23 protein-coding genes are annotated in these 19,911 nt (G+C 69.0%); 11 read left to right on the forward strand and 12 right to left on the reverse strand.

Annotated elements, in window-relative coordinates:
- Positions 1-39 precede the first annotated feature (39 nt).
- Entirely contained in the window at positions 40-1,257 is a 1,218-nt protein-coding gene (gene metK, locus MC45_RS09495) for a methionine adenosyltransferase (RefSeq protein ID WP_038662288.1), read from the reverse strand.
- A 43-nt stretch (positions 1,258-1,300) separates the two neighbouring features.
- Positions 1,301-2,842, reverse strand: a complete 1,542-nt coding sequence (gene lnt / locus MC45_RS09500) for an apolipoprotein N-acyltransferase (RefSeq protein WP_038662291.1) — start codon at positions 2,840-2,842, stop codon at positions 1,301-1,303.
- A gap of 319 nt (positions 2,843-3,161) precedes the next feature.
- On the opposite strand from lnt, the gene MC45_RS09505 reads away from it, so the two are divergent.
- Positions 3,162-3,596 (forward strand): VOC family protein, encoded by a 435-nt coding sequence (locus MC45_RS09505; protein ID WP_038662294.1) that lies wholly within the window; start codon positions 3,162-3,164, stop codon positions 3,594-3,596.
- Positions 3,593-3,895 (forward strand): polyhydroxyalkanoic acid system family protein, encoded by a 303-nt coding sequence (locus tag MC45_RS09510; protein ID WP_038662297.1) that lies wholly within the window; start codon positions 3,593-3,595, stop codon positions 3,893-3,895. The genes MC45_RS09505 and MC45_RS09510 overlap by 4 nt, the downstream gene beginning before the upstream one ends.
- Positions 3,896-4,038: 143 nt before the next feature.
- Here the strand turns inward: MC45_RS09510 and MC45_RS09515 are convergent, their stop codons facing one another.
- The 3 genes from MC45_RS09515 to wrbA form a co-directional block, all read right to left on the reverse strand.
- The gene (locus MC45_RS09515; protein ID WP_038662299.1) at positions 4,039-4,572 is read right to left on the reverse strand and encodes a response regulator transcription factor; all 534 of its coding nucleotides are present in this window, start codon (positions 4,570-4,572) and stop codon (positions 4,039-4,041) included.
- Positions 4,569-5,849 carry an ATP-binding protein gene (locus MC45_RS09520; protein WP_038662302.1) on the reverse strand — a complete coding sequence of 427 codons (1,281 nt, stop codon included), beginning with the start codon at positions 5,847-5,849 and terminating at the stop codon, positions 4,569-4,571. Before MC45_RS09520 ends, MC45_RS09515 begins: the two co-directional genes overlap by 4 nt.
- Positions 5,850-6,075: 226 nt before the next feature.
- Positions 6,076-6,675: an NAD(P)H:quinone oxidoreductase gene (gene wrbA, locus MC45_RS09525; protein ID WP_038662305.1), complete on the reverse strand. Its 600-nt coding sequence runs from the start codon at positions 6,673-6,675 to the stop codon at positions 6,076-6,078.
- A 120-nt stretch (positions 6,676-6,795) separates the two neighbouring features.
- On the opposite strand from wrbA, the gene MC45_RS09530 reads away from it, so the two are divergent.
- Positions 6,796-7,719: a LysR family transcriptional regulator gene (locus MC45_RS09530; RefSeq protein WP_038667047.1), complete on the forward strand. Its 924-nt coding sequence runs from the start codon at positions 6,796-6,798 to the stop codon at positions 7,717-7,719.
- On the opposite strand, the gene MC45_RS09535 is transcribed toward MC45_RS09530, so the two are convergent.
- A complete protein-coding gene (locus tag MC45_RS09535; protein ID WP_038667048.1) occupies positions 7,698-8,447 on the reverse strand; it encodes an SDR family NAD(P)-dependent oxidoreductase in 750 nt (249 codons plus the stop codon). The two genes, MC45_RS09530 and MC45_RS09535, sit on opposite strands and share 22 nt — an antisense overlap.
- Positions 8,448-8,796: 349 nt before the next feature.
- On the opposite strand from MC45_RS09535, the gene MC45_RS09540 reads away from it, so the two are divergent.
- Positions 8,797-9,762 carry a methyltransferase gene (locus MC45_RS09540; protein WP_038662308.1) on the forward strand — a complete coding sequence of 322 codons (966 nt, stop codon included), beginning with the start codon at positions 8,797-8,799 and terminating at the stop codon, positions 9,760-9,762.
- Here the strand turns inward: MC45_RS09540 and MC45_RS09545 are convergent.
- From MC45_RS09545 to cobS, 5 genes are all read right to left on the reverse strand, one after another.
- Positions 9,703-10,941, reverse strand: a complete 1,239-nt coding sequence (locus MC45_RS09545; RefSeq protein ID WP_038662310.1) for a dicarboxylate/amino acid:cation symporter — start codon at positions 10,939-10,941, stop codon at positions 9,703-9,705. The genes MC45_RS09540 and MC45_RS09545 overlap by 60 nt on opposite strands.
- Before the next feature lie 127 nt (positions 10,942-11,068).
- Complete coding sequence (gene cobT, locus MC45_RS09550) at positions 11,069-12,895, reverse strand: cobaltochelatase subunit CobT (protein WP_038662312.1); 1,827 nt, start codon at positions 12,893-12,895, stop codon at positions 11,069-11,071.
- Positions 12,895-13,236 (reverse strand): HepT-like ribonuclease domain-containing protein, encoded by a 342-nt coding sequence (locus tag MC45_RS09555; RefSeq protein ID WP_038662314.1) that lies wholly within the window; start codon positions 13,234-13,236, stop codon positions 12,895-12,897. Before MC45_RS09555 ends, cobT begins: the two co-directional genes overlap by 1 nt.
- The gene (locus tag MC45_RS09560) at positions 13,226-13,528 is read right to left on the reverse strand and encodes a nucleotidyltransferase family protein (RefSeq protein WP_038662317.1); all 303 of its coding nucleotides are present in this window, start codon (positions 13,526-13,528) and stop codon (positions 13,226-13,228) included. Before MC45_RS09560 ends, MC45_RS09555 begins: the two co-directional genes overlap by 11 nt.
- Before the next feature lie 7 nt (positions 13,529-13,535).
- Positions 13,536-14,540: a cobaltochelatase subunit CobS gene (gene cobS, locus MC45_RS09565; RefSeq protein WP_038662320.1), complete on the reverse strand. Its 1,005-nt coding sequence runs from the start codon at positions 14,538-14,540 to the stop codon at positions 13,536-13,538.
- A gap of 198 nt (positions 14,541-14,738) precedes the next feature.
- On the opposite strand from cobS, the gene MC45_RS20060 reads away from it, so the two are divergent.
- From MC45_RS20060 to MC45_RS09580, 3 genes are read left to right on the forward strand one after another with little or no spacing between them, the layout of a single operon-like run.
- Entirely contained in the window at positions 14,739-15,455 is a 717-nt protein-coding gene (locus MC45_RS20060; RefSeq protein WP_038662322.1) for a DUF1428 domain-containing protein, read from the forward strand.
- A 13-nt stretch (positions 15,456-15,468) separates the two neighbouring features.
- Complete coding sequence (locus MC45_RS09575) at positions 15,469-16,257, forward strand: VOC family protein (protein WP_038662325.1); 789 nt, start codon at positions 15,469-15,471, stop codon at positions 16,255-16,257.
- Complete coding sequence (locus tag MC45_RS09580; RefSeq protein ID WP_038662328.1) at positions 16,254-16,712, forward strand: SRPBCC family protein; 459 nt, start codon at positions 16,254-16,256, stop codon at positions 16,710-16,712. Before MC45_RS09575 ends, MC45_RS09580 begins: the two co-directional genes overlap by 4 nt.
- Positions 16,713-16,725: 13 nt before the next feature.
- Here the strand turns inward: MC45_RS09580 and MC45_RS09585 are convergent, their stop codons facing one another.
- Entirely contained in the window at positions 16,726-17,280 is a 555-nt protein-coding gene (locus tag MC45_RS09585) for a J domain-containing protein (RefSeq protein ID WP_171009392.1), read from the reverse strand.
- A 94-nt stretch (positions 17,281-17,374) separates the two neighbouring features.
- Here MC45_RS09585 and MC45_RS09590 point away from each other — a divergent pair, with 94 nt between their 5' ends.
- The 4 genes from MC45_RS09590 (at position 17,375) to MC45_RS09605 (ending at position 19,902) form a co-directional block, all read left to right on the forward strand.
- A complete protein-coding gene (locus tag MC45_RS09590; RefSeq protein WP_038662334.1) occupies positions 17,375-17,659 on the forward strand; it encodes a BolA family protein in 285 nt (94 codons plus the stop codon).
- A 4-nt stretch (positions 17,660-17,663) separates the two neighbouring features.
- Complete coding sequence (locus MC45_RS09595) at positions 17,664-18,377, forward strand: glutathione S-transferase (RefSeq protein ID WP_038662337.1); 714 nt, start codon at positions 17,664-17,666, stop codon at positions 18,375-18,377.
- Between the two features lie 186 nt (positions 18,378-18,563).
- On the forward strand, positions 18,564-19,013 hold the full coding sequence (locus tag MC45_RS09600) for an NUDIX hydrolase (RefSeq protein WP_038662339.1): 450 nt from the start codon (positions 18,564-18,566) through the stop codon (positions 19,011-19,013).
- A complete protein-coding gene (locus MC45_RS09605; protein WP_038662342.1) occupies positions 19,003-19,902 on the forward strand; it encodes a pirin family protein in 900 nt (299 codons plus the stop codon). The genes MC45_RS09600 and MC45_RS09605 overlap by 11 nt, the downstream gene beginning before the upstream one ends.
- Positions 19,903-19,911: the final 9 nt, after the last annotated feature.

Raw genomic sequence — 19,911 nt, forward strand, 5'->3', positions numbered from 1 at the left:
CGCGAGAGGGTGTCGTTCACACAACCCTGATCGAACCGATCAGGCGACCGCGGCCTTGAGCTGCTCGACCAGATCGGTCTTTTCCCAGGTGAACAGGTCGCCCTCGGGCTCGCGACCGAAATGGCCATAGGCCGCCGACTTGACGTAGATCGGCGCGTTCAGCTTGAGATGCTGGCGGATGCCCTTCGGCGTCAGGCGCACGAGCTGCGGCAGCACCTGCTCCAGCTTCGCTTCTTCGACCGTGCCGGTGCCGTGCGTGTCGACATAGACCGACAGCGGCTCGGCAATGCCGATCGCATAGCTGAGCTGGATCGTGCAGCGCTTGGCGAGGCCCGCGGCGACGACGTTCTTGGCGAGATAGCGCGCGACATAGGCGGCCGAACGATCGACCTTGGTCGGATCCTTGCCGCTGAATGCGCCGCCGCCGTGCGGCGCCGCACCGCCGTAGGTGTCGACGATGATCTTGCGGCCGGTGACGCCCGCGTCGCCGTCCGGCCCGCCGATCTCGAACGCGCCGGTCGGATTGATATAGACCTTGGTCTCGTCGGTGACGAAGCCCTCGGGCAACGTGCTCGTCAGCACGCCGGTGACGTAATCCTTGAGCACGTCATATTTGGCGGCGTCGGCATTGTCGCCCTGCAGGCAATAGCCCGCCTTGTGCTGCGTCGAGACGACGAGCGCCACCGCCCGCGTCGGCACGCCATTCTCATATTGCAGCGTCACCTGGCTCTTGGCGTCGGGCTCGAGGAACGGCGCCTTGCCCGAATGGCGGTCGGCCGCCATCGTCTCGAGGATCTTGTGGCTGTAATAGAGCGTCGCCGGCATCAGGCCCGGCGTCTCGTCGGTCGCGTAACCGAACATGATGCCCTGGTCGCCCGCGCCCTCGTCCTTGTTCGAACCCTCGTCGACGCCCATCGCGATTTCCGCCGACTGGCCGTGCAGGTTGTTCTCGAAGGTGAAGCTTTCCCAGTGGAAGCCCGACTGTTCGTAGCCGATGCGCCTGACGGTCGCACGGACGGCGGCCTCGATCTCGGCGAGCGCGCCGTCGGCCCAGGCACCATTCTCATAGACGCCCTTGCAGCGGATTTCGCCCGCCAGCACGACGAGGTTGGTGGTGGTCAGCGTCTCGCAGGCGATACGCGCCTCCGGGTCCTTGGACAGGAACAGATCGACGATCGTGTCGCTGATCTGGTCGGCGACCTTGTCGGGATGGCCTTCGGAAACGGACTCGGACGTGAAGATATAGCTGCTGCGCATCACTGCCTCATAACGATATAAAGATGCCTTTATATGTCCGCTCCTAACGCGCACGGCGGCGGATGGCAATCGCCGCCGCCGCGAAGCCGAGCGCGACGATCAGCGCCGCAAAATTCCCCAGCCGGCTGAACAACGTGGGCGGCAGCGCCGGCGGCATCGGCAGCTCGATCGCCCCCGCCGTCTCGTGCGGCACGGTGGCGAGCAGCCGTCCGTCGGCGGCGATCACCGCCGAAATGCCGGTCGGAGTCGAGCGGACGATCGGCAGCCCTTCCTCGATCGCCCGCATCCGCGCCTGCGCGAGATGCTGCGGCGGCCCCCAGCGCCCGAACCAGGCATCGGTCGAGGGGTTGAAGAGGATTGCGGGGCGATGCGCCTCGTCGACCGTATGGCCGGAGAAGATGATCTCGTAGCAGATCTGGAAGCCGATCGCGCCGAAGCCCGGGATCGTCAGCGTGCGTGGACCGGGGCCGTCGTCGAAGTCGAAATCACCCGGCACCAGCCGCGCGAGGCCAAGCGGCTTGAGCAGCCACGGCACCGGCAGATACTCGCCGAACGGCACCAGATGCGCCTTGTCGTAGCGGCCGATGATGCGCGCGCGGGCATCGAGCGCGAACACCGAATTGGACGCCCCCGCGACATCGCCCTTGGCGTCGAAGCGCAGCGGCGTATGGCCGGTCATCAGCACGTCGCGCGGGCCGAGCAGCCGCGCCAGCCGCCAGCGGTTGAACAGCGGGCTCTGGCCGAAATAGATCCAGCGCGGATAGCCGCTTTCCAGATAGTCGCGGATCACCCCCTCTGGCCACAGCACCAGCCGCGGCCGCGGTCCGGGCGTTCCCGACTGGCGGATCAGCGCGGCGAGCATCACCTCCTGATCGCCCTCGCCGCGCGCGTCCTGCCCGACATTGGGCTGCACGACGCGCAGCAGCGGCGCATCGGGCCGGGCGGCCGGCGCCTGCGTCCACAAAGCGGAGACCGCCGCGACGACCAACAGCGCCAAGAGCCCCGCCGGCAACCGCCACCGCCGCTGCGGCAGGAGCAGCAACGACACCGCGGCGAGCACCGTGACGCCCGACAGTGCATAGGTGCCGATCCACGCCGACAGCCGCGCGACGCCGATCACCGGCAACCAGATCACCCCGATCGGGTCCCAGGCATAGCCGCTGAACAGCACGCTGCGCAGATATTCGCTGGCGATCCACGCCGCCGCGAAGACGAGCGCATAACCGGCATCGGGCCGCGCGCCGCGGCCGAAGCGCCAGCCGATGCCCGCAGCGGCCATCGGGAAGATCGCCAGATACAGCGCCAGCCCGACCGCGGCGAAATAGCCGAGCACCGGCGGCATCTTGTCCTGAAAGTCGAAGGCGTGCTGGAACCAGTTGTTGTTGATCGTGAAATGCCCGACGCCCCAGCACCAGCCGAGCCACAGCGCCCGCCGGCCGGTATCGGCGCGCTGGACGAGCGCGGCGAGCCCGGCGAGCCCGACCAGCGTCAACGGCCAGAGCTGCAACGGCGCGAACCCGGTCGCGGCGATCGCCCCGAGGATCAGCGCGACGAGGGCGGGACGGCGGGAGAGCAAGGCGGGCATGCGGCGCCGTGTAGCGTGCGGCAAACGCGATGTCCTCCCCCGCCGGCTTGGGGGATCGCATATGAACGCGCATTGTCGGCCCGCCGCTTTCCCAACCCGCCCCGTCACCCCGGACTTGTTCCGGGGTCCACCGGGCCGCAAGGGAACGGTGCCGCCTCAAGCCTTTCTCCTCGCCGCAGAGTGGACCCCGGAACGAGTCCGGGGTGACGGACCTGATGAGGACGCCGATCGAACCTCCCGCCGCCGGCATTTAGTAGCCCTCCCCGTCAACGAAGGAATTGCGGTGGCGCCAGCCACCACCCTCCCCTACCTTCGCCACATGTCCCTACGCCCCTTCCATCTCGCCTTCCCGGTCCACGATCTCGCCGCGGCGCGCGCCTTCTACGGCGGTGTGCTCGGCTGCCCCGAGGGCCGTTCCAGCGAGCAATGGATCGACTTCGACCTGTTCGGCCATCAGATCGTCGCGCATCTCGACCCCGCCGCCCGCGCCGTGCAGGTCGCCAACGAAGTCGACGGCCACCACGTCCCCGTCCCCCATTTCGGCGTCGTCCTCACCATGGCCGACTGGCAGGCGCTGAGCGAGCGCGTCGCCGCCGCGGGCGTACGCTTCGGGATCGAGCCGCACGTCCGCTTCCGCGGCGAGGCGGGCGAGCAGGCGACGATGTTCTTCTCCGACCCGTCGGGCAACGCGCTCGAGTTCAAGGCGTTCGGGAACGATGCGATGCTGTTCGCCACGACGAAGGATCAGATATGAGCGCCCCGATCGAACTCGACATTCCCCATCAGCTCGGCAAGACCGCGGTACGCGAACGCCTCGACGGCGGCATCGGCAAGATCGGCCGGCTGATCCCCGGCGGCGCGCAGGTCGAGCATCGCTGGGAGGGCGACACGATGCATTTCACCGTCGGCGCGATGGGCCAGACGATCGGCTGCCGCGCGACGGTGTCGGACAGCAACGTCCATGCGATCGTCGACCTGCCCGGCTTCCTCGGCCTGTTCGCCGGCAAGATCCGCGACGTAATCCAGCAGGAAGCACCCAAGCTGCTGAAGTAAATTCCTCCCCGGCACGGGGAGGTGGCGCGCCCGCAGGGCGTGACGGAGGGGGGCTTCCTCAAACGCCATGCCCGGTGGAAGCCCCCCTCCACCACCGCGCTGGCGCACGGCGGTCCCCCTCCCCGTGCCGGGGAGGAATAGGCTTATCCCATGTGCCGCTTGTCGAGCTTCCGCGCCAGCGTCCGCCGGTGCATCCCCAGCCGCCGCGCCGCCTCGGAGATGTTGAAGTCGACGTCCGCCAGCGTCTGGTGGATATGCTCCCATTCCAGCGTCTTGATCGACGTCGGCGGCGCCGCGGCGATTGTCGCGCCGGCATCGCCGTCGATCCGCGCGAACGCCGCCTCGATATCGTCGGTATTGGCGGGCTTGGTCAGGTAGTTGGTCGCGCCGAGCTTGATCGCCTCGACCGCGGTCGCGATGCTGGCGAAGCCGGTCAGCACGACGATCTTGATGCCCGGATCGATGCCATGGATCGTCGCCACGCAGGCCAGCCCCGACGCGCCGCCCAGCCGCAGGTCGACCACCGCATGATCGGGCCTGAAGTCGGCCACCGCCGCCTCCAGCCCGTCCGGCCCGGGCAGCATCGTCACCGCATAGCCGCGCCGCTCGAACGAGCGCCCCAGCGTCCGCGCGAAATTGGCGTCGTCCTCGACGATCAGCAGCCGCCGCTCGCTCATGCCCCGTCCTCCAACGCCAGCGCCGCCACCGGCAGCCGCAGCACCATCTCCGCGCCGCCCGCGATATTGCGCGCCGCCAGCGTCCCGCCGAGCGTGCGCAGCACGTTGGTGGCGAGAAACAGCCCCAGCCCCGCGCCGCGCCGCTCCTTGCTGGTGTTATAGGGCTTGCCGATCCCGGCGAGCACCGCTGGCGGAAAGCCGCTGCCATCGTCGCGCACGGTCAGCACGATCACCGCCCCCTCCACCGCCGCGGTCAGCGTGATCGCCGATGCCCCCGCCTCCGCGGCATTGTCGAGCAAATTGGTCAGCGCCTGCCCCAGCGCGCGGTCGGATACGATCGGCCGGTCGTCGCCGATCCGGTCCTCGAACGTCACCGCCCCCGGCCAGACCGCGACGATCCCCGACAGGAACCGGCGCAGCGTCGTGCGTTCGGGCGCCTCGCCGGTCACCTCGCCCGCGGCGAACAGGATGCCCGACACGATCGTCTTGCAGCGCATCACCTCCGCCTGCATCTCGTCGACCTCCGCGGCGAGGCGCGGTTCGGCACGGATCGCCGCCTCGCTCTTCCAGTCGCCGAGCAACACGAGGATCGACGACAATGGCGTGCCGAGTTCGTGCGCCGCGCCGCTGGCAAGCAGGCCCATGCGGACGATATGGTCCTCCTCGGCGGCGCGCTGGCGCATCGCGGCGAGATGCGCATCGCGGCTGCGGAGGTTGGCGGCGATCCGCGTCACGAACAGCACGAGCAGCACCGCGGCGAGCACGAAATTGGCCCATAATCCCATGACATAGACCGGCGAAAGCCGCGTCGCGAACCACGGCGGCAGCGCCAGCGGCGGGCTAAGCAGCGCGACCAGCCCGAACGCCACCGTCGTCAGCGCGACCAGCGCCCAGCTCGACCAGGCGTGGAGCAGCACCGCGCCCATCACCACCTGCAACAGGTAGAGCGAGACGAACGGATTGGACGCCCCGCCGCTGAGATAGAGCTGCACCGACAGCGCGACGACGTCGCAGGCCAGCGAGCCGAACAACTGGAAATTGGTCACCGGCCAATGCGGATGGCCGAGCCACGTCATCGCATTGAGCATGACGAGCGCGGCGAGCACCACCCCCATCGCGACGACCGGCAGGTGGATGCCGAGCCCGTAATGGACGATCAGGATCGCCGCCGCCTGTCCGCCGACCGCCATCCAGCGCAGCAGCACAAGCAACCGCATGTTGCGTGCCGCGGCATCCTCGGGCGCGGGCGGCGGCAGGCGGGGCGGCTGGGTCGGCATCGTCAGGGATGTAGGCGCGTTTGCGGCGGAGCGCCACGCGCGGGGCAGTGAGGCGCGTACAGTCATCCAGACAGCCCGGTGCTCCTGCGAAAGCAGGAGCCCAGGGCCAAGCCAAACAACGTCCTATTGCGCTCGGAACCCTGGGCTCCTGCGTTCGCAGGAGCACTGGCGGAGTTGTTGGGGCACGTACGAAGGCGGCCCGCTCACGCGCAGGCCGCCCCTTGCCTCACTTCAGCTTGGCGGCCGTCTCGGCGATCCGCTTGCCCTGATAGCGCGCGCCGGCGAGTTCTTCCTCATGCGGCTGGCGCGAGCCATCACCGGCGGCGATCGTCGTCGCGCCATAAGGCGAGCCGCCGCGGACCTCGTCAACGCCCATCTGGCCCTGGAAACCATAGTCCAGACCGACGATCGTCATGCCGTGATGCAGCAGATTGGTGATGATCGAGAACAGCGTCGTCTCCTGCCCGCCATGCTGGCTGGCGGTCGAGGTGAACGCGCCGCCGACCTTTCCGACCAGCGCACCCTTCGCCCACAGGCCACCGGTCGTGTCCCAATAGGCCGCCATCTGCGCCGGCATCCGGCCATAGCGGGTCGGCGCGCCGACGATGATCGCGTCATACTGGGCGAGCGCGTCCGGGCCTTCGATCTCGGGGTGCGCGGTGTCGGTCTTGAAATGCGCGGCCTTGACCACCTCGGCGGGCGCCGTCTCGGCGACGCGGCGGATATCGACCTCCGCCCCGCCGGCGCGCGCGCCCTCGGCGACGGCGTCGGCCATCTGTTCGATATGGCCGTAGGACGAATAATAGAGCACCAGAACCTTGGTCATCCGAACGTCTCCAATGTGCGTGTCGCACCCTAAATGGTCCCGTCGGGACGGTGCGTAAACGGAAACGCTGGAAACCGACCGTTTCCACGCTAGGTTCCCCGGCCTGCCGAAGGGACCATGATGCGCCTACCCGATCTCGAAGCCTGGGCGATCTTCGCCGCCGTCGCCGAGCACAATTCGTTCAGCGCCGCCGCCGATGCGATCGGCCTCAGCAAGGCGACCGTGTCGAAGGCGATCACCCGGCTCGAAGAGCAGATCGGCCAGTCGCTGTTCCACCGCACCTCGCGCCGGCTCGCGCTGACCGAGGCGGGCAAGCCGCTCGCCGCGCACGCCGCGCGCATCCTCGCCGAGGCGCAGGCTGCCGAGGAAGCCGCGCGCGACGCACTGAGCGCACCGACCGGCCGCGTCCGCCTCGCCGCGCCGATGAGCTTCGGCGTGCGCAACGTCGCGCCGCTGCTCGCCGAATTCCTCGCCGCCCATCCCGGCATCGAGATCGACCTGCATCTGTCCGACGCGCGCGTCGATATCGTCGCCGAAGGCTTCGACGTCGCGCTGCGCATCGGCGACCTGCCCGACAGCAGCCTGCGCGGTCGCCGCCTGTGCGACATCCGCACGCATCTGGTCGCGGCCCCCGCCTACCTCGCCGCGCACGGCACGCCTACTCACCCGTCCGAGCTCGCCCGCCATCGCGTGCTCGGCTATTCCAACGTGCTCGCGCCGTGGCGCTTCCAGCACGCCGACGGCAGCGACGTCGCGATCCGTCCGCAGGGGCCGCTGATCGCCAATAGCGGCGAGGCGCTGATCCCGACGCTGATCGCCGGGCTCGGCATCGCCCGCCTGCCCGGCTTCATCGTCGGACCGCATATTGGCAGCGGCGCGGTGGTGACGATCCTGCCCGACTGGTCCGCCGCGGCGATCGGCCTGCATCTGCTCACCCCGCCGAGCGCGCTGCGCCCGGCGCGGGTCGAGGCGCTGATCGCCTTTCTGTCGGGCCGGCTGCGCGACCCCTGCGCCGAAGCGGATCAGCCCGCGCGCGCGACCTGAAAGCCGGCGAACGACTGGCTGACCGGCATCAGCTCCAGCCGGTTGATGTTGAGATGCGGCGGCAGCGTCGCCACCCACAGCATAGTCGCGGCGATATCCTCCGCGGTCATCGGATCGGCGCCTTTGTAGAGCGCGTCGGACGCCGCCTGATCGCCGCCGGTGCGCACCGTGGTGAATTCGGTCTCGACCATGCCCGGTTCGATCGAGGTGACGCGCACCCCCTTGCCGTGCAGGTCGGAGCGCAGGCCGAGCGAGAATTGCTCGACGAACGCCTTGGTGCCGCCATAGACGTTGCCGCCGCTATACGGATAAGTCGCCGCCACCGACGACAGATTGATGATCGCCCCACGCCGCGCGATCAGTCCCGGCAGCAGCCGGTGGGTCAGCGACACCAGAGCGGTGACGTTGGTCGCGATCATCGTCCGCCAGTCGTCGAGGTTCGCCTCCTGCGCCGGCTTCGTACCGAGCGCCAGCCCGGCGTTGTTGATCAGCAGATCGACGTCGCGCCAGTCCTCGGGCAATCCGGCGATTGCCTTGCCCGCCGCCGCTTCGTCGGCGACGTCGAAGGCGAGCGTATGCACCGCCTCGCCGAGCCGCGCGCGCAACGCGTCGAGCCGCTCGACCCGCCGCCCGGTGGCGATCACGCGCCACCCCGCACCCACGAACGCCGTCGCCGCCGCCGCGCCGATGCCGGCGGTCGCGCCGGTGATGAAAGCCGTCTTGGTCATATCGTCTCCGCTGATCCTGTCGCGCTGCGTCAAAGCGCGACCGCCTTACAACGATCCCGCGTAGCGCCGCCAGCGATCGGGATGGGGCGGTGCCCGCGGTCACACCCGACCCTGCTCGAAGCTATCCCAGTGCTCCTGCGAAAGCAGGAGCCCAGGAGTCCCAAGCGTCACGAGGCGTTAGCTCGCTCGACCCTAGGCTCCTGCTTTCGCAGGAGCACCGTGCGGCTCCATGGCGAGAGGTCTCGACCCGTTTCGACATAACGCGGAAGCGGCCGAGCGCCGCGACCCCGAAGACCACAGGAACCCGCACCATCGCAAGACGTTACGCCACATCAACGATTCAGGAGAGATGCGGGTGTCGAGACCGGACCAGCCGGCGGTTCGATCGGCGGACGCCGAGCTGCGGCATCTCCTCGCCCTGTTGCGTGACCGCGACCATCGGTTCGTCACCCCGACCCCGGCGACCCACGCCCGCGTTCTCGCCCGCGCCGACCGGCAGGCGGCGCGCTGCGTCGAGGACATGCTCGGCTGGAGCCTGCCCTATCGCCCCGGCGACTGCGACGCGGCGATCGAAGCGCTGCTCGACCGTGCCGGCGTCACCGTACCGGCCGGCGATCGCCGCCGCGCGACGATCCGCGTCTCGCGGCTCCACGATCATCTCTTCGTCCATTCCGCTTATCCCACCGACGCGGCGGATGCGGTCTTCTTCGGCCCGGACAGCTATCGGTTCGCCGATTTGATCCGCGACGAACTGCGCGACTGCCCGGCACGCGCCGGCGCGCAGATGGTCGACATCGGTACCGGCTCGGGCGTCGGCGGCATCGTCGCCGCGACCGCTTGCCCGGGGCTGCGCATCCACATGACCGACGTCAATCCGGCGGCGCTCCGCTTTGCGCGCATCAACGCCGCCGCGGCCGGCATCGCCGCCGACTTCCACGAGAGCGACAGCCTCGCCACCATCCCGGGTCCCATCGACGTCGCCACCGCCAACCCGCCCTACGTCATCGACAGCGGCAAGCGGCTCTACCGTCACGGCGGCGCGATGCACGGCGGTCAGGTATCGCTCGACATGGCGGTGATGGCGATGGACCGGCTTGCCCCCGCCGGCCGGCTGATCCTCTACACCGGCAGTGCGATCGTCCGCGGCCACGACCAGCTCGCCGCCGCACTCGCCGAGGCGGCGGCCGCGCGCGGCTGCACGATGCGCTATCGCGAGATCGACCCCGACGTGTTCGGCGAGGAACTGGAGAATGCCCTATACCGCGACGTCGACCGCATCGCGCTGGTCGCCGCGGTCGTCACCCGCGCCGGCTAGCCGCATCACCGCCATGTCGGCGGTGACGTTGCCGACCGTGCGGAACAGATCGGGGATCGTCTCGACCGCGAGCAGCAACGGCAACAGCTCCACCGGCACGCCGAGCGCGAGGCACACCGGCCCGATCGTCGCGAAGAACGACACCTGCGCCGGCAGTCCGACCGCGGCGAGGCTGACCGCCGCCGCGACGAGCGCGCCCGTTACCACCAGGCCGATCCCCGGCGACATGCCGTAGACCGCCGCCAGATACAGCGCGACCGCGATGTTGGCGGCAGCGCTCGCAGCGCGGAAGATCGACACGGCGAGCGGCAGAACGATCCCCGCCGCATTGCGCGCGACGCCCAATGCGGGCGCCGCCTCGACCATCGCCGGCAGCGTCGCCAGCGAGGATTGCGTCGAGAGCGCGACGACCTGCGCCGGCAGCGCCGCCTTCGCGAAGCGCAGCGGCGACAGCCCGCCAAAGACGAGCACGACGACATAGGCGAGCACGCCGATCAGCAGGCACGCGCAGGCGACGATCACGACATAGTGCGCGAGCACCGCCACCGCGCCGCTCCCCGCCCGCGCACCGAGTCCGAAGGCGAGCGCGAATACGCCGATCGGCGCGACCAGCAGCACCCATTGCACGATCACCAGCATCGTCTCTGCGATCGCCCGGAACATCGTCTGCAACGCGCGCTGCAGCTCGGGCGCGACGCGCGTCGCGGCGAAGCCGAAGAACAAAGCGAAGACGACGAGCGGCACCATCGCCGTCTCCGCCGCCGCCTTGATCGGATTGGCCGGGATGATGTTGCCGAGCCAGTCCCCCGCCCCGCCGATCGCCGGCACCGCACCCACCGGCCGCAACGCCGCCGCATCGCCGACCGGCCACAGATGCAGCAGCAACGTCGTGCTCGCCGCCGCCGCCAGACACCCGCCGCACAGCAACGCCGCGAACCAGAGCAAGGCGCGCAACGCCACCCGATCCTGCCGCGCGTCCTGCGCCGCGCCGAGAATACCGGTGACGAGCAGGGAGAAGACGAGCGGCACCACCGTCATCGTCAACGCATCGAGCCACAACCGCCCGACCGGCCCGGTCACCGCGAGCATCGGCGCGGCCAACGCCCGCCCGCTGACCATCGCCCCGCCGATCAACCCGAGCGCCAGCCCGGCGAGGATCCGAAGCGCGGACCGGTTCAACCCCCCAGCTCCCGGCCGTGCGGGCGCAAGGCCCGGTCCTGCGCAACGTCCACACCCATCCCCTCGCCCACCAGCCGCATACCGAAGCAGGTAGGGAAAACTTTTACCAGCTATTCCGCGCCTTACGTCACGGCGTGTCGAACAGCGCCGCCAATTGCTCGATGATCGTCCCGCCCAGTTGCTCGGCGTCCATGATCGTCACCGCGCGTGCGTAATAGCGCGTCACGTCGTGGCCGATGCCGATCGCGACCAGCTCGACCGGCGACTTGCTCTCGATCCAGCCGATCACCTGACGCAAATGCCGCTCCAGATAGCTGCCAGAATTGACCGACAGCGTCGAATCGTCGACCGGCGCGCCGTCGCTGATCACCATCAGGATGCGCCGCTCCTCGGGTCGCGCGAGCAGCCGGCTGTGCGCCCAGAGCAGCGCCTCGCCGTCGATATTCTCCTTGAGCAGCCCCTCGCGCATCATCAGGCCGAGGTTGGTGCGCGCGCGCCGCCACGGCTCGTCCGCCTTCTTGTAGACGATGTGGCGGATGTCGTTGAGCCGCCCCGGCTGCGGCGGCCGCCCCGCGGCCAGCCACGTCTCGCGCGCCTGCCCGCCCTTCCACGCCCGCGTCGTGAAGCCCAGGATCTCGGTCTTGACGCCGCAGCGCTCCAGCGTGCGCGCAAGGATATCGGCGCTGATCGCGGCGATGCCAATCGGCCGGCCGCGCATCGACCCCGAATTGTCGATCAGCAGCGTCACCACCGTGTCGCGGAAATCGGTCTCGCGCTCGATCTTGTAGCTCAGCGACTGGCCCGGCGTGACGACGACGCGCGCCAGCCGCGCCGCATCGAGCATGCCCTCGTCCTGATCGAAATCCCACGACCGCGACTGTTGTGCCATCAGTCGCCGCTGCAACCGGTTGGCGAGCTTCGACACCGCCGATTGCAAATGCGCGAGCTGCTGGTCGAGATAGCCGCGCAGCCGTGCCAGTTCCTCGGCGTCGCACAAATCGGTGGCGGCGACGACCTCGTCGAACTGCGTCGTCCACGGCTTATATTCGAACTGCGGCATGAAGTCGCTGTTCGGGCGGTTGGGGCGCACCGGCTGCATCCCCTCGTCACCGTCGTCGCCGGGTTCGCCGTCGAGGTCGTCCATCGACTGGTCGCCGAATTCCTCGCCCTCGCCGTCGTCGCTGTCCGATTCCTGCGCCTCGCCGCGCGCGTCGACCTCGCCTTCGCCCTGGCCGCCCTCCTGCTCCTGATCCTCCTCGCCTTCGTCCTGCTGATGCTCGTCGGTGCCTTCGTCCTCCGAGCCGCCCTCGTCGGCGTTTTCGGGCAAGACCTCGCCCTCGACCAGCTCGAGTTCCTCGAGCATCTTCATCGCGAGGCTCTGGAACGCGCGCTGGTCGTCGAGCGCGAGCGCGAGGCTCGACAGGTCGGTGCGCGCATCAATCCATTCGCGCACCAATGCGAGGCCGGGCGCGGCGGCGGCCGGCGCTTCCAGCCCGGTCAGCCGCTCGCGCACCAGCAGCGACAGGGCGCTGGCGAGCGGCACCTCCTCACGCGTCCGCGCCCGCGTGATCGGGTCGCTGCGCATCCGCACGTCGAGCGCATGCGCCAGATTGTCGGCGATGCCCGCATAACCGCGGCTGCCGAGCGCCTCGACCCGCGCGCTCTCGACCGCGTCGAACACCGATCGCGCCACCGCCTCGGCGGGCGCGTGACGCATATGGAGCGCATCGTCGTGATGGCGCAGCCGCAACGCGAAGCCATCGGAAAAGCCGCGCGCCTCCGCCACCTGTTCGGCGGGGAGCGTGCGCGCCGGCATCGGCACCTTGATATGTTTGCCCGATTGCGCCGGCGCGTCGGCGGTGAAACCGAGTTCGACCTCCGGCTCCTCCGCGATCGCGCGCGCCGTCCCGGCGAGCACCGCCTTGAACCGGTCGAGGGGGGTATCGTTTGCCATCAGTTTTCCAGTGCGCGCTGCGCGGCGTCTCGCAGCGCGGGGATGTCGGTGCGCGCCGTATCGTAGATGACCTGCGCATCGATCCGGCTGTACTCGTGGCGCAGGCGATTACCGAGACTGCGCACATCGTTGAACGGTACCGGGAGAGCGAGCGCCGCGACGGCTTGCGCACCGATCTGCACGACCGCCTCCGATATCCGTTCGATACACCGTTCGACCGCATCCGCGACCAGCTGGTCCGCCCGGAAGCGATCGTAGTCGTAGCCGTCGAGATAGACCGAGATCCGGTCCGCATTGTCGACGATATGGTGAAGACGGCTTTCGATACGATCAAAAGACATGGACACGATCCCGATCGACCTGCGCCTGCAACCTCGGCTCCAGCGACGCCTCGGTCATGAAGTCGACCTTGACGCCGAGCATGTCCTCGATCCGGCCTTCGATCCCGAAGAAGCCGAACGGGCCGAGCGCACGGACCGCATCATAATCCACCGTCGCGACCAGATCGACGTCCGAATCCGGCCGCGCCTCATCGCGCGCCGTCGACCCGAAGATCGACAGGCGCATGATCCCGAGCTGGCGCAATTCGGGCTCACGCGCACGCAACCGTTCGAGAGCCTCGGCCTTCGTCATCCGATCCTTACGCTTTCCCCACCACGCTCTCCGGCAGGTCCTTGCCGAACACGCGCTGAAAATATTCCGCCACCAGCGGCCGCTCGTTCTCGTCGCACTTGTTGAGGAAGCTCAACCGGAACGCGAAGCCGACGTCGCCGAAGATCAGCGTGTTCTGCGCCCAGGTGATCACCGTGCGCGGGCTCATCACCGTCGAGATATCGCCGTTGACGAAGCCCTTGCGCGTCATGTCGGCGACGCGGACCATCTGTTCGACGGTCTTCTTGCCCTCGGGCTTGTCATATTCGCCCGACTTGGCGAGCACGATCTGCGATTCGACCGCCGCCGGCAGATAGTTGAGCGTGACGACGATGTTCCAGCGGTCCATCTGGCCCTGGTTGATCTGCTGCGTGCCGTGATACAGCCCGCTGGTGTCGCCGAGACCGACCGTATTGGCGGTCGCGAACAGCCGGAACCACGGGTTCGGGCGGATCACGCGATTCTGGTCGAGCAAGGTCAGCTTGCCCTCGGTCTCCAGCACGCGCTGGATCACGAACATCACGTCGGGCCGCCCCGCGTCATATTCGTCGAACACCAGAGCGGTCGGCGTCTGCAACGCCCATGGCAACAGGCCCTCGCGGAATTCGGTCACCTGCTGGCCATCGCGCAGCACGATCGCGTCGCGGCCGATCAGGTCGATCCGGCTGATATGCGCGTCGAGGTTGATGCGGATGCACGGCCAGTTGAGCCGTGCCGCGACCTGCTCGATATGGCTCGACTTGCCGGTGCCGTGATAGCCCTGCACCATCACGCGCCGGTTGTGCGCGAAGCCCGCCAGCACCGCCAGCGTCGTGTCCGGATCGAAGACATAGGCGGGGTCGAGATCGGGGACGCGCTCGTCCGCCTCGCTGAACGCGGGCACCTGCATGTCGCTGTCGATGCCGAACAGCTCGCGGATGCCGACCATCTTGTCGGGGGCATCGAGGATCGTCGTCTCGCGGCTGTCGGGCTGGGTATTGGGGATATCGGTCATCGGGTCGGGGCACCGTTTCGAAGCTGGGCAAATCAGAGGCGGCCCTCCCCAACGCGCGAAGCGAGCGAATGGCGCATCGCCTATCCAGTGGAAACGGATTGCCCCGCCGTCAAGCCGCCGCGACCGCGATCGTACGCGCGGGGCTTGACGCAGGACCGGAAAAGGCAGGTAATCCCTTGAAAAAAGGAGAGCGAGCCGATGCGCTATATCGACGGCTTCGTCACCGCCGTGCCGAGTGCACGACGCGATGCCTATCGTCGCCATGCGGCACAAGGCTGGACGGTCTTGCAGGCGGCGGGTGCCGGGCGGCAGGGCGAAGCCTGGGGCGACGATGTCCCCCATGGCACGCACACCGATTTCCATCGCGCCGTGCAGGCGACGCCGGACGAGACGGTGGTGTTCAGCTGGATCGAATATGCCGACAAGGCGACGCGCGACGCCGCCGCTGCACAGGTGATGGCCGCTCCCGAGATGGCGGCGCTGATCGAGACGATGCCGTTCGACGGCGCACGGATGATCTATGGCGGCTTCGAGGTCGTCGTCGATCAGGGCGCGCCCTCGCCCGCCACCGGTTATGTCGACGGCTTCCTGCTCGCCGCGCGCGACCGCGACGCCTATGTCGCGCTTGCCACCCGATCGGCACCGATCTTCCTCGATCACGGCGCGACTCGCGTCGTCGAGGCATGGGGTGACGACGTCCCGCCCGGCACACGCACCAGCTTCCCGCTGGCGACGCAGCGCGAGGACGGCGAAAGCGTCGTCTTCTCATGGATCGAATGGCCGTCGAAGGCGGTCCGCGACGCCGGCATGGCCGCGGCGATGGCCGATCCCCGGATGGAGACCGCGCCCGAAGCGCTGCCCTTCGATGGCAAGCGCATGATCTACGGCGGCTTTACCTTGCTGTTCCAATCCTGACGGAGGCTTTGCGATGCCACTGACCGACGGCTTGCCGATCTGGTTCGAACTGACGGCGCCCGATCCGGCCCGCGCCGCGCGCTTCTACGACCGCGTCCTCGGCTGGACGACGCAGCCGTCGCCGACGCCCGAACATGGCGGCTATTTGCTCGCCGCAGCCCCAGACGGCGTCAGCGTCGCCGGGATGATGGCGCCCCCGCCGGGTGCGCCGCCGAACGGCGGGTGGGGCATCTATTTCGCGACGCGCGATATCGCGGCGACGCTCGCCCTCGCACAGCAGCGCGGCGCGACGATCCTGCTCGCGCCGATGGCCATCCCGCACGTCGGCACGATCGCGATCCTGCGCGATCCGCAGGGGGTCGACCTCCGGCTCATGCAGCCCGTGGCGCAGGATGAGGCCGCCCCCTTCTCGCAGGCCCCCGATGCCGTCGGCCACGCGGTCTGGATCGAGCTCGCGACGCCCGATCCCGACGAAGCGCTCGCCTTCTACGGGGCGCTGTTCGGCTGGACGGCGGCGGGCGCGATGCCGATGGGGCAGATGGGCGACTATACCTTCCTCGCCGCCGGCGACGCGCGACCCGGGGCCGTCATGTCGAGCGTCAGCACGCAGGCACCGGCACGCTGGAACAGCTATGTCCTCGTCGCCGAGATCGATACGGCGATCGTGGCGGCGCAGGCGGCGGGCGGCACGTTGATCCAGGGCCCGGACGAGATCCCCGGCGGCGACTATTCCGCCAATATCCTCGATCCCGACGGCAGCCAGATCGGCCTCGTCGGTCCGCGCCGGAGCGCCACCGCATGACGGCCGCGCACGAACTGTCGATCACCCGCCTGATCGACGCGCCGGTCGCCGCCGTATGGCGGGCATGGACCGAGGATACCGGCGCGTGGTTCTGCCCCAAGCCCTGGACCGCCGAATTCGTAACGCAGGAGCTCGTCGCCGGCGGCCGTTCGCAGATCGTCATGCGCGGCCCCGGCGGCGAGGAAAACCGGCTCGAGGGCGTGTATCTCGAGGTGGTGCCGCAGGTGCGGATCGTCGCGACCGACGCCTTCACCGCGGGCTGGCACCCCGCCGGCCCGTTCATGGTGCGGATCGATTCGTTCGCCGAAGAGGCCGGTGGCACGCGCTACACGGCGACCGCGCGGCACTGGACGGCGGAGGCGAAGGCCAGCCACGCCGCAATGGGGTTCGAGGCGGGGTGGAACGCCGCCGCCGACCAGTTGGAGGCGATCGCACGGCGCCTGGCGAGCGAATAGACTACGCCCCCGATCAGACGAAGGCCGGCGCCTGTCGCAATTGCTGATACGCCGCGATCACCGATTGCAGCCGCGCCTCGTGGCTGCGGTCGCCGCCGTTGCGGTCGGGGTGATATTGCCGCACCAGCTCCGAATAGCGTTTGCGCAGCGCCTGCCGGTCGGCATCCGCCGCCAGCCCCAGCACCTTGAGGCTCGCGCGATCCTGCCCCGACAGCGGCTTGCCGTCGTTCCGCTCGGGCGCGACCTCGCGACGGAAGCGCGCGCCGATCGCATCGAGCGGATCGTTGAAATCCGCCCAGCGCGGCCCCTGGTCGCCATAGCCCGCCCGCGCGAAGGCACGCGTCTCATTCTCCCAGCCCGCCATCGGCCGTTGCGCCTGATGGATCTCGTCGGCGGTCATGCCGTCGAAATAATTGTAGCGGCTGTTGAACGCGCGCACATGGTCGAGGCACATCCATCGGAATGCACCCGGCCCGTTGCCCGTCGCCGCGCCTTCCAGCGGCGGCGCGCGGAACTCGCCCGGCTCCTCGCATCCCGGTTCGGCGCAGACGCGGCCCTGGGCTTCCATCCGACCGTGGAACCGCGTCTGCGGCCGGTCCTTCTTCTCACTCGCGCGCGTCACGAACGCTCCCTAATTGGCGCAATGCCGATATATAGGCGCGATGACCGACACCGCTACCGGCCCGCTCGCCGACATCATCGCCGCCCGTCTCACCGCCGCGCTCGCCCCCACCCATCTCGAGGTCAGCAATGACAGCCACCTCCACGCCGGCCATATGGGCGACGACGGCACCGGCGAATCGCACTTCACCGTCCTCGTCGAAAGCCCTGCCTTCGCCGGCGCCAGCCGCGTCGCGCGCCAGCGTGCGGTGAACCATGCGCTCGCCGATCTGTTGTCGACGCGCATCCACGCGCTCGCCATCAAGGCGCGCGCCCCCGGGGAGTAAGCGCATGGTCTATCGCTTGTGGTATTGGCCGACGATCCAGGGCCGCGGCGAGTTCGTCCGCCTCGCGCTCGAAGCCGCCGGCATTCCTTACGAGGATTGCGCCCGCACCCAGGGCGCCGAGGCGATGATGCAGGATCTCGCGGCGCGGGCGAAGACCGGCCGCGGCCCCTATGCTCCGCCCTATCTGGCGCTCGACGGCCATGCGATCGCGCAGGTCGCCAACATCCTCCACTATCTCGGCCAGCAGCACGATCTCGCGCCGTCCGGCCTCGCCGACCGCTACTGGCTCGACCAGCTGCAACTGACGATCGCCGACATCGTCGCCGAGGTGCACAACGTCCATCACCCGGTCGCGATGATGGACTATTACGACGACCAGAAGCCCGAGGCCGCCCGCGCCGCCGCGCAGTTCCGCGACGAGCGCCTGCCCAAATATCTCGACCATTTCGAGGCCGCCGCCGCGCAAGGGGCCGGCGACTGGCTGTTCGCCGATCGTTGGACCTATGGCGACACCTCGCTGTTCCAGCTCGTCGAGGGACTGCGCTACATGTTCCCCCAGCGGATGAAGACGCTGGCGCCGCGCTACCCCGCCCTCCTGCGCCTGCACGCCGCGGTCGCCGACCTGCCCGGCATCCGCGCCTATCTGGCGAGCGAGCGCCGCCTGCCGTTCAACACCGACGGCATCTTCCGCCACTATCCCGAGCTCGACGCGGCGTAGCGCCCAAGACGCCCTTCTCCGACCAACCGTTCGTGCTGAGCCCGTCGAAGCACAGGTGAGTCTCAACGCCCTTCGACAGGCTCAGGGCGAACGGGGGGGGCCGGACAAGCCCTTGGCAAGCGCGGAACATCACCGTTTCACCATTGCCGCCTTCGCGCCGCCGCCGCGACCGGTTAGGGTCCGCCTATGGCCCGCATCCCCCGCCCCGCCGCACGCATCCTCCTCGTCGACGGCGAGGACCGCGTCCTGCTGATGCGCTTCACCCCGGACGATCGCCCGCCGCTCTGGTGCACCCCCGGCGGCGCGGTCGATCCCGGCGAGAGCTACGCGCAGGCCGCCCGCCGCGAATTGTGGGAGGAGGTCGGCCTCGACCTCGACTGCGGACCGGAGGTGGCGCAGCGCACCTGCGAATTCCTCACCTTCGAGCGCGTCGAAGTGATCGCCGACGAACGCTATTTCCGCGTCGACATCGACCAGCACGAGGTGAAGGCCGGCGCGCTCACCGAATTGGAGCAGCGCGTCCTCACCGGCTCGCGCTGGTTTGCGCGGGCCGAACTGGCCGATTGGCCCGAAACCATCTATCCTGCTGATCTCGAACAGCTTCTCAGCGAAACGGAGCCTGCCCGTGCTCGATGACTTCGTGCTCCAGACGATCACCCCGGTCACCCACGACCTCGGCGGCTTCAAGGTTCACCGCACCCTCCCCAACAAGGAGCGGACGATGGTCGGCCCGTTCCTGTTCTTCGACCAGATGGGGCCGGCGCATCTCGAGATCGGCAACGGCATCGACGTGCGGCCGCACCCGCATATCAACCTCGCGACCGTGACCTATCTGTTCGACGGGGCGATCGACCATCGCGATTCGCTCGGCACCCGCCAGCGGATCGAACCCGGCGCGGTCAATCTGATGACCGCGGGCCATGGCATCGTCCATTCGGAACGCTCGCCCGGCGACGAGCGGGAGGCCGGCCCGGCGCTGTCCGGCATCCAGACCTGGCTCGCGCTGCCCGAGGCGCAGGAGGAGATGGCGCCCGGCTTCGAACATGTCGCCAAGGCGGGATTGCCGACGATCGCCGCGCACGGCGCCCGCGCGCGCATCATCATGGGCGATCTGTGGGGCCAGCGCGCGCCGACCACCACCTATGCCGGCACGATCTACGCCGACATCGCGCTCGACCCCGGCGCGAGCGTGCCGATCGACGCCGCCGCCGAGGAACGCGCGGTCTATCTCGCGATGGGCGAGGCGACGCTGGAGGGCGTGCCGCTCGAACCGATGAAGCTCTACGTGCTGCGTCCGGGCATCGCCGCGACGCTGCGCTCGGGCAGCGGCGGTCGCGCGATGCTGGCGGGCGGCGACGCCTTCCGCACCCCGCGCCACGTCTGGTGGAATTTCGTCTCGTCGAGCCGCGAGCGGATCAACGAAGCCAAACGCGCATGGAGGGCGGGCGAATTTCCCGTCGTCCCCGGCGACGACAAGGAATGGATCCCCATCCCCGAAGTGCCGAATACGGTGAGCTATCCCTGACCTCCTCTG

The organism is Sphingomonas taxi (assembly GCF_000764535.1).
In the GTDB taxonomy this organism is placed as follows: Bacteria; Pseudomonadota; Alphaproteobacteria; order Sphingomonadales; family Sphingomonadaceae; genus Sphingomonas; species Sphingomonas taxi.